At 66.5% G+C, this 8,717-nt stretch carries 6 protein-coding genes and 1 riboswitch; of the genes, 3 read left to right on the top strand and 3 right to left on the bottom strand.

What is annotated here, in order from left to right; all coding sequences use genetic code 11:
• Nucleotides 1-23: 23 nt before the first annotated feature.
• The gene (locus tag EBL85_RS16020) at nt 24-1,208 is read right to left on the bottom strand and encodes an acetyl-CoA C-acetyltransferase (RefSeq protein WP_123139589.1); all 1,185 of its coding nucleotides are present in this window, start codon (nt 1,206-1,208) and stop codon (nt 24-26) included.
• A 251-nt stretch (nt 1,209-1,459) separates the two neighbouring features.
• On the opposite strand from EBL85_RS16020, the gene phaE reads away from it, so the two are divergent.
• Both phaE and EBL85_RS16010 read left to right on the top strand, forming a co-directional pair.
• Nucleotides 1,460-2,524, top strand: a complete 1,065-nt coding sequence (gene phaE / locus EBL85_RS16015) for a class III poly(R)-hydroxyalkanoic acid synthase subunit PhaE (RefSeq protein WP_123139590.1) — start codon at nt 1,460-1,462, stop codon at nt 2,522-2,524.
• A gap of 59 nt (nt 2,525-2,583) precedes the next feature.
• On the top strand, nt 2,584-3,651 hold the full coding sequence (locus EBL85_RS16010) for a class III poly(R)-hydroxyalkanoic acid synthase subunit PhaC (protein ID WP_123139591.1): 1,068 nt from the start codon (nt 2,584-2,586) through the stop codon (nt 3,649-3,651).
• Between the two features lie 302 nt (nt 3,652-3,953).
• Here EBL85_RS16010 and EBL85_RS16005 read toward each other — a convergent pair whose 3' ends face one another.
• Nucleotides 3,954-4,574: a hypothetical protein gene (locus tag EBL85_RS16005; protein WP_223806176.1), complete on the bottom strand. Its 621-nt coding sequence runs from the start codon at nt 4,572-4,574 to the stop codon at nt 3,954-3,956.
• 88 nt (nt 4,575-4,662) lie between these two features.
• Nucleotides 4,663-4,805, top strand: a riboswitch (TPP riboswitch).
• Nucleotides 4,806-4,986: 181 nt separating this feature from the next.
• On the opposite strand from EBL85_RS16005, the gene thiC reads away from it, so the two are divergent.
• A complete protein-coding gene (gene thiC / locus EBL85_RS16000; protein ID WP_123143430.1) occupies nt 4,987-6,879 on the top strand; it encodes a phosphomethylpyrimidine synthase ThiC in 1,893 nt (630 codons plus the stop codon).
• Nucleotides 6,880-6,983: 104 nt separating this feature from the next.
• Here the strand turns inward: thiC and EBL85_RS15995 are convergent, their stop codons facing one another.
• Nucleotides 6,984-8,114: a DegT/DnrJ/EryC1/StrS aminotransferase family protein gene (locus EBL85_RS15995; RefSeq protein ID WP_123143429.1), complete on the bottom strand. Its 1,131-nt coding sequence runs from the start codon at nt 8,112-8,114 to the stop codon at nt 6,984-6,986.
• Nucleotides 8,115-8,717: the final 603 nt, after the last annotated feature.

The following is an 8,717-nucleotide window of genomic DNA, read 5'->3' as shown; positions in this document are numbered from 1 at the left end:
TTCACCCGGGGCGAGCGAGGGGTTCAGACGCGCTCGACGGCCAGCGCAACCCCCTGACCACCGCCGATGCACAGGGTCGCCAGACCCTTGCGGGCCTCGCGCCGACGCATCTCGTAGAGCAGGCTGACCAGCACCCGGGCGCCGGAGGCGCCGATCGGATGACCGAGCGCGATCGCCCCGCCGTTGACGTTGACCTTGTCGAGATCCCAGCCCATCTCCTGGTTGACCGACATCGCCTGGGCGGCGAAGGCCTCGTTGGCCTCGATCAGGTCGAGTTCGGCCGGGGTCCAGCCCGCCTTCTCCAGGCACTTGTTGGAGGCCGGGATGGGACCGGTCCCCATGATCTTGGGGTCGACGCCGGCGCTGGCGAAGGCGACCAGTCGCGCCATCGGGGTCAGCCCCAGCGCCGCGGCGGTCGATGCCCGCATCACCACCACCATCGCCGCGCCATCGTTGATCCCCGAGGCATTGCCGGCGGTCACCGTCCCCTCGCGATCGAAGGCCGGGCGCAGCCGCCCGAGCTTCTCGGCGGTGGTGCCGGCGCGCGGGAACTCGTCACGGTCGAAGACCAGCGGCTCGCCCTTGCGCTGCGGGATGCTCACCGGAACGATCTCGTCGGTGAAGCGCCCGGCCTCGATCGCCGCCTCGGCCTTGCGCTGCGAGTCGGCGGCGAAGGCGTCCTGCGCCTCGCGGGTGAAACCGTACTGCCTGGCGATGTTCTCCGCGGTCATGCCCATGTGGCACTGATCGAAGGCATCGGTCAGTCCATCGACCAGCATGGTGTCCTTGAGCTTCCAGTCACCCATGCGCTGGCCGTCGCGCGAGCGCGGCAGCACGTGCGGCGACTGGCTCATGCTCTCCTGTCCACCGGCGATCACGACCTCGGCGTCGCCACAGGCGACCGCCTGCATCGCCAGGTGGACGGCCTTGAGACCACTGCCGCAGACCTTGTTGATGGTCATCGCCGACACCCCATGCGGCAGCCCGGCATTGAGCGCGGTCTGGCGCGCCGGGTTCTGTCCGACGCCGGCGGCGAGCACCTGACCGAGCACCACCTCGTCGACCCGCTGCGGATCGAGTCCGGTGCGCGCCAGCAGTGCCTTGAGCACGACCGTGCCCAGTTCCGTGGCCGGCAGGGAGGAGAGACTGCCGCCGAAGTTGCCGACGGCGGTACGTCCGGCGTCGACAATGACGATATCTTCACTCATCGTGTATACGCTCTCTCGCTTGGATTGATCGATTAGGTCGGGCGAATGGTTGTGAATACCGGCAACCGCCGGTCGAAGCACCGTTGCGCAATGACCGCCGGATTGCAACCCCCGCGAGCCTGTACTATCCGGTTCAGGACACGAGGCGATGCGCCGGTCCGGTTTCAAAGGGGATTCTACGCACCTTTGTTGCAGTGCACAAATCAGCATGCTAACGTTCGTTCAAACCCGATCCTGAGGAAGGCAATAGCATGAGTAAGGGCATCTTTTTCGACGATGACTGGCTCGAACTGCAGCGCAAGTACTGGGATGGCTGGACCGAGATGAGCCGCAAGGCGATGGGCGCGACGGAACACGCCAAGCCGACCAACGCCTGGTCGGAGGCGGTCGAGCAATGGTGGCGGGCGATGTCGCCCGCGGCCCCGGAAAACACCCGCGCCTTCATGGACAAGCTGATCGAACAGGGTCAGACCCTGTTCGGGCTGGGTGAACAGTTCGTCAACGGCGGTGGCGACAGCAAAGACCCGATGAGCACCTGGCTCAAGGCCATGGAGGAGATGCAGCGGCGCTTCAGCGGCGGTCTCGACGGCGGCAACGAGGCGATGCAGCGGATGAGCGCGTTCTGGGAGCTGCCGCTCGACAACTGGCAGCGGATGATGTCCTCGCTCTCGCCGGTCCCGGGCGACTTCCTGCGCAACATGCCACACGACCAGCTCAGGGACCGTCTCGATCAGGCGCTCTCGGCGCCGGGGCTCGGCTACACCCGCGAGGAGCAGGCACAGTACCAGGAGCTACTGCGCTGCTCGATGGACTATCAGTCGGCACTGCAGGAATACACCGGGTTCTACAGCCGGCTCGGGATGAAGTCGGTCGAGCGCATGGGCAGCTTCATCCAGGGCGTGGTCGAGTCCGGCAAGAGCATCGATTCGGCCCGCGCGCTCTACGACAACTGGGTGGGGTGCTGCGAGAGCGTCTATGCCGAGGAGGTCGCCACCCCCGAGTACGCACGCATCCACGGTCGGCTGATCAACGCCCAGATGCGGTTCAAGAAGCGCATGTCGGTGATCGTCGACGAGAACCTCGGCGCACTGAACATGCCCACCCGCAGCGAGCTGCGCACCCTGCAGGACCGGCTGCAGGAGACCCGCCGTGAGAACAAGCAGCTGCGCTGCCGCCTGCACCAGCTCGAGAAGCGGGTGGAGGCCGCGCTCGGCGAGCCGGCGAAGGAGCCGGCCACCGCGCTCAAGCGCACCCCGGCGACGCGCAAGACCACGGCGCGCAAGAAGACCACCGCCAAACCGACCACGAGCAGCTGACCGAGTCGCCCCGCCGACGCAGCCGCGCGCACCCGCCGCACACTGAGAGGAACGAGATCGTGATCCCCATCGATATCCGACCCGACAAGCTCGCCCAGGAGATGCTCGACTACAATCGCAAGCTCGGCCAGGGCATGGAGAACCTGATCAGCGCCGGCGAGATCGACACCGGCGTGACCCCCAAGGAGGCGGTCTATCAGGAGGACAAGCTGACCCTCTACCGCTATCAGGCACCTGAGGGCACGGCGCGCCAACCGATCCCGCTGCTGGTGGTCTACGCCCTGGTCAACCGCCCCTACATGACCGACATCCAGGAGGATCGCTCGACCATCAAGGGGCTGCTCGCCACCGGGCAGGACGTCTATCTGATCGACTGGGGCTATCCCGATCAGGCCGATCGCGCGCTGACCCTCGACGACTACATCAACGGCTATATCGACCGCTGCGTCGACCACATCCGCGAGACCCACGACATCGACCGCGTCAACATCCTCGGCATCTGCCAGGGCGGCGCCTTCAGCCTGATGTACACCTCGCTCCACCAGGACAAGGTCAACAACCTGGTCACCATGGTCACCCCGGTCGACTTCCAGACCCCGGACAACCTGCTCTCGGCCTGGGTGCAGGACGTCGATGTCGACCTCGCCGTCGACACCATGGGCAACATCCCGGGCGAGCTGCTCAACTGGACCTTCCTCTCGCTCAAGCCGTTCAGCCTGACCGGGCAGAAATACATCAACATGGTCGACCTGCTCGACGACCCGCGCAAGGTGAAGAACTTCCTGCGCATGGAGAAGTGGATCTTCGACAGCCCCGATCAAGCCGGCGAGACCTTCCGCCAGTTCATCAAGGACTTCTACCAGCGCAACGGCTTCATCAACGGCGGCGTGCGGATCGGCGAGGACGAGATCGATCTGGCCCGGATCAGCTGCCCGGTGCTCAACATCTACGCCCTGCAGGACCACCTGGTGCCGCCGGATGCCTCACGCGCGCTCAAGGGCCTGGTCGGCAGCGAGGACTACACCGAGCTGGCCTTCCCCGGCGGCCACATCGGCATCTATGTCAGCGGCAAGGCGCAGAAGGAGGTCACCCCGGCGATCGGCGACTGGCTCAACGCCCGGACCTGAGTCACCGCCATCGAGCGCGACAGGCACCCTTCTGAACAGGGGCCTGTCGCGGCTGGCGGCGGATCGCTGGAGTCGCGTCGGTTGGGTTGCCGCCTTTCGGCACCCCAACGCCAGCGTCAGCGCCTGCCGACGGCGCCGGTGCAGAAACCAATGGACTCGCACACACGCCCCGGCCTCAGCCGCACATCTTCGCCCCCTTAGCGTGCTGTGGGGCTTTGCGGTTCAATCCCGCGACTGGCGACTGGCAACTGGCAACTGGCAACTGGCAACTGGCAACTGGCAACTGGCAACTGGCAACTGATTCAACCCTGGACATAGAAGTAACGCCAGCTCAGGCCACTGGCCCGAGTCAACAGATCGAGCAGCGCCGGGGTCGGCACCGCCTCGCCGGGGAACACCGCCTCGACCTCCACGAAGGTCCGCCCGAACCCGCCCCGTCGCCCCCAGTCCCACCCCCAGGGTGGTCGGACCACACCACAACCGTCGCAACGCCAACCGCTGCGCGGCTGGCTGTGCCACAACTCCAGTCGACGCGGCCAGTCCTCCAGCCGCGAGCGGCATTCATGACAGCGCGGCGCCCGGGTGTTGTGCCCCAGGCAGGGGCGCGCCCGCGCACTCGGGCGCGGGATCCCGACCCGGCACCAGGGCCCCTCGCCCTCACCCGTCGGATCGATCCGCACCGCGCAACCGGCAAAGCTCACCAGCGCCAGGAAATCATCACCGACCCGGTAGATCGGTCGCCCCGGCCACAGCGGCGCACCGATGAAGCCGGCCTCGGTCAATTGACCGACCAACAGCCGCATCCCTGGACGACCACGCGGATCGGTCGGGGTCAGCACCAGCCGACCGACACCGGCAGCGGGGCGCGATCCGTTGGCCGCGGCGTGAACGTGGGGGACAGCGGCGGATTCTCGATCAAGCATGGCACGACCCTCCAGAGATGGCGAAATCACGGCAACCGCGTGAATTCGCGGTTGAAATCATGGCGTCCTTTCTATAGCTTCGAGTGACATTCACTGCTGGGGGTGTCCGCGCCGATTCGCGGGCGGCGACCGCGAGATCCGCGGCGCGCGCCGGGGCCGGAACGGGCTGAGAAGAGACCCTTCGAACCTGACCCGGATCATGCCGGCGCAGGAAAGCAGGCAATGGAGCCGACGGCGATCCTGCGGCACCCCACCCGGTGCCCGCGCCCGACCCGCTCCAACCATGCCGCACACCTGCCCGACGGCGCTCGCCAACATCCATGCGGCGCATCGAGGTCGACCCGCAGCCCATGCTGGCCGAGCCAGCAATCGCGTGGAGCCCAGCGCCCCGCTCCAGTCCTGAGGAAACCCGATGAGCGCCATTCCAGAAGACTTCGTCCACAAGACCGCGCAACTCTCCGAGGCCGCGACCCGCCCTTTCCCGAATTCGCGCAAGGTCTATGTCACCGGCTCGCGTCCCGATCTGCGCGTGCCCATGCGCGAGGTCGCCCAGAGTCCGACGCTCACCAGCGGCGAGCCGGAGGAGAATCCGCCGATCCCGGTCTACGACACCTCGGGGCCCTATACCGACCCGAATGCCAGCATCGATCTGATGGCCGGCCTGCCCGATCTGCGTTCGGGCTGGATCGAGGCGCGGGGCGACACCGAGCAGCTCGACGGTCCGACCTCGGCCTTCGGTCGCGCCCGTCAGAGTGATCCAGCGCTGGCCCACCTGCGTTTCGAACATCTGCGTACCCCCCGCCGCGCTAAGCCCGGCCAGACCATCACCCAGATGGCCTATGCCCGCCGCGGCATCATCACCCCGGAGATGGAGTTCGTCGCGATCCGCGAGAACATGCGGCTCGACGAACTGCGCGCCGATCCGCGCTATGCCAAGCTGCTGCGCCAGCACCCCGGCAACGCCTTCGGCCAGCCGCTGCCCGAGCAGATCACCCCGGAGTTCGTGCGCGATGAGGTGGCGCGCGGTCGCGCGGTGATCCCGGCCAACATCAACCACCCTGAGGTGGAGCCGATGATCATCGGTCGCAACTTCCGGGTGAAGATCAACACCAATATCGGTAACTCGGCCACCACCTCATCGATCGAGGAAGAGGTCGAGAAGATGGTGTGGTCGGCGCGCTGGGGTGGCGACACCCTGATGGACCTGTCGACCGGCAAGAACATCCACGAGACCCGCGAGTGGATCCTGCGCAACTCGCCGGTGCCGATCGGCACCGTGCCCATCTACCAGGCGCTGGAGAAGGTCGATGGCCGTCCCGAGGAGCTGACCTGGGAGCTGGTGCGCGACACCCTGATCGAGCAGGCCGAGCAGGGCGTCGACTACTTCACCATCCACGCCGGGCTGCTGCTACGCTACATCCCGCTGACCGCCGATCGGGTCACCGGCATCGTCTCGCGTGGCGGCTCGATCCTCGCCAAGTGGTGTCTGGCGCACCACCAGGAGAACTTCCTCTACACCAACTTCGAGGAGCTGTGCGAGATCCTGCGCACCTATGACGTCGCCGTCAGCCTCGGCGACGGGCTGCGTCCGGGCTCGCTCGCCGACGCCAACGACCGCGCCCAGTTCGCCGAGCTCGAAACCCTCGGCGAGCTGACCAAGCGCGCCTGGGAGCACGACGTGCAGGTGATGATCGAGGGCCCCGGTCACGTGCCGCTACAGATGATCCAGGAGAACGTCACCAAGGAGCTGGTCGACTGCTTCGAGGCGCCCTTCTACACCCTCGGCCCGCTGATCACCGACATCGCGCCGGCCTACGACCACATCACCTCGGGTATCGGCGCGGCCAACATCGGCTGGTACGGCACCGCCATGCTCTGCTACGTCACCCCCAAGGAACACCTCGGCCTGCCCGACAAGGAGGACGTGCGCAGCGGCATCATCACCTACAAGATCGCCGCCCACGGCGCCGATCTCGGCAAGGGCCTACCGGGCGCGCAGATCCAAGACAACGCGCTGAGCAAGGCGCGCTTCGAGTTCCGCTGGGAGGATCAGTTCAACCTCTCGCTCGATCCCGAGCGCGCGCGCGAGTTCCACGACCGCACCCTGCCGCACGATTCGCACAAGGTCGCCCACTTCTGCTCGATGTGCGGACCGCACTTCTGTTCGATGAAGATCACCCAGGACGTGCGCGAATACGCCAACAGCCAGAAGATCGAGGACCTCGACCAGGCGGTCGAGAGCGGCATGCAGGAGAAGGCCCGCGAGTTCCGCGAGGCCGGCGCCGAGCTCTACAAGGAGGTCTGAGCCCGACGCCTGCCCGCCCCATTGCGGGGCGGGCGCCCGATCCGCCGCGCACGGACCGGGGTTCATACCCTTCCCCCCGGCGATCACCGCCGGGGTCGGTTCACTCAGCCCTCGAGGCCGCAGGCCTCGGCCACCGCCTCGACCACCTCGCGCTGCACCTCTTCGGTGAGATAGGGGTGCATCGGCAGGCTGATCACACGCTCGGCCACCTCGGCACTGACCGGTGTCGCCGGCGCTCCCGGGACATGGAACACCGGCTGCTCGTTGAGCGGCACCGGATAGTGCACCGCGGTGGGGATGTCGCGCGCCTTGAGTGCCTCGGCCACCGCCTCGCGATCCGCCACCTGCAGGGTGTACTGGGCATAGACCGAGGTGTTGTCGGGAGCGATCGAGGGGGTCAGCACACCGCTCTCGCCGGGCTCGGCGGTCGTTCCCGCGCCGCGCGCGCGCAGCAGTTCGCTGTAGCGTGCACCCAGTCGACCACGGGCCTCGACCTCATCGGGGAAGATCGCCAGCTTGGATTGCAGCACCGCCGCCTGCATGGTGTCGAGACGACCATTGATGCCGAGACGCGGATGGTAGTAACGACGCGACTGGCCGTGATTGCGCACCTCGCGCAGCTGGCGCGCCAGATCGGCATCATTGGTGAAACAGGCACCCGCATCGCCATAGGCGCCGAGCGGCTTGGCCGGGAAGAAGGAGGTGCAACCGATGGTCGAGAGCCCACAGGAGCGCTTGCCCTTGTAGGTCGCGCCGAAGCTCTGCGCCGCGTCCTCGATCACCGCCAGATTATGTGCCTCGGCCACGGCATTGACCGCATCCATGTCGGCGCACTGGCCATAGAGCGAAACCGGCATGATCGCACGGGTACGGCCGGTGATCGCATCCTCCAGCGCATTGGGATCGATGTTATAGGTCACCGGGTCGATGTCGACGAACACCGGGCGGGCACCGAGCAGAGCGATCATCTCGGCGGTGGCGATGAAGGTGAAGGGACTGGTGATGACCTCGTCACCACGCCCGATCTCGAGCGCCATCATCGCCGCGAGCAGCGCATCGGTCCCACTCGACAACCCGACGCAGTGCTCGACCCCGACAAAGGTCGCAAGCTCTTCCTCGAGCGCCTGGACCTCGGGGCCCATGATGTACTGACCGTGACTCAGAACCGCGTCGATACGGCTCCGAACGTCCTGCTCGATGCGCGCGTACTGCGTTTTCAGATCGATGAATTGCATTCAACTCGCCTTTGATTTCGGGTGCAGAAGGACCAGTTCACCGCGCCGGTGCTACCCTCGAATGGCTCTGCACGACAACGGCAGGCATCACGGCACGGGCGATTGATCGTTGTGCTTGAATCCTAACCCAATTGCGTGACGAGGGTAACGAGCGGCCAGCGGCCAGCGGCCAGCGGCCAGCGGCCAGCGGCCAGGAGATTGAACCGCAAAGGCGCCCAGGGCGCGAAGGGTTTTGAATGAGGGAGGCGGTCGACGTCCGGCGCACAGCCCCGTCGGTTGGGTTGCCGGCTTTTACCAGCGTCAACGTCTGCTGAGAACGGCAATCGGCGCCGGGACAGGAACCGAACGCTGGCCACGCACTCGCACGCGCCGCGGCGTCAGCCGCACATCCCCGACTCCCCTTGGCGTTCTTTGGGTCTTTGCGGTTCAATCTTTCCGGCTGGCGGCTGGCGGCTGGCGGCTGGCGGCTGGCGGCTTTTTTCGGCGCACAAAGTAAAACCCCCGAGCACAGGGTGCTCGGGGGTTTTGGGATAAGGTCCTGGCAGTGACCTACTTTCGCATGGGGAGGCCCCACACTATCATCGGCGAGGTCCTGTTTCACTT

The organism is Marichromatium sp. AB32 (assembly GCF_003718675.1).
GTDB lineage: Bacteria > Pseudomonadota > Gammaproteobacteria > Chromatiales > Chromatiaceae > Marichromatium > Marichromatium gracile.
The sequence above is the reverse complement of the archived record's forward strand: the minus strand, read 5'-3'. Positions and strand labels throughout refer to the sequence as shown.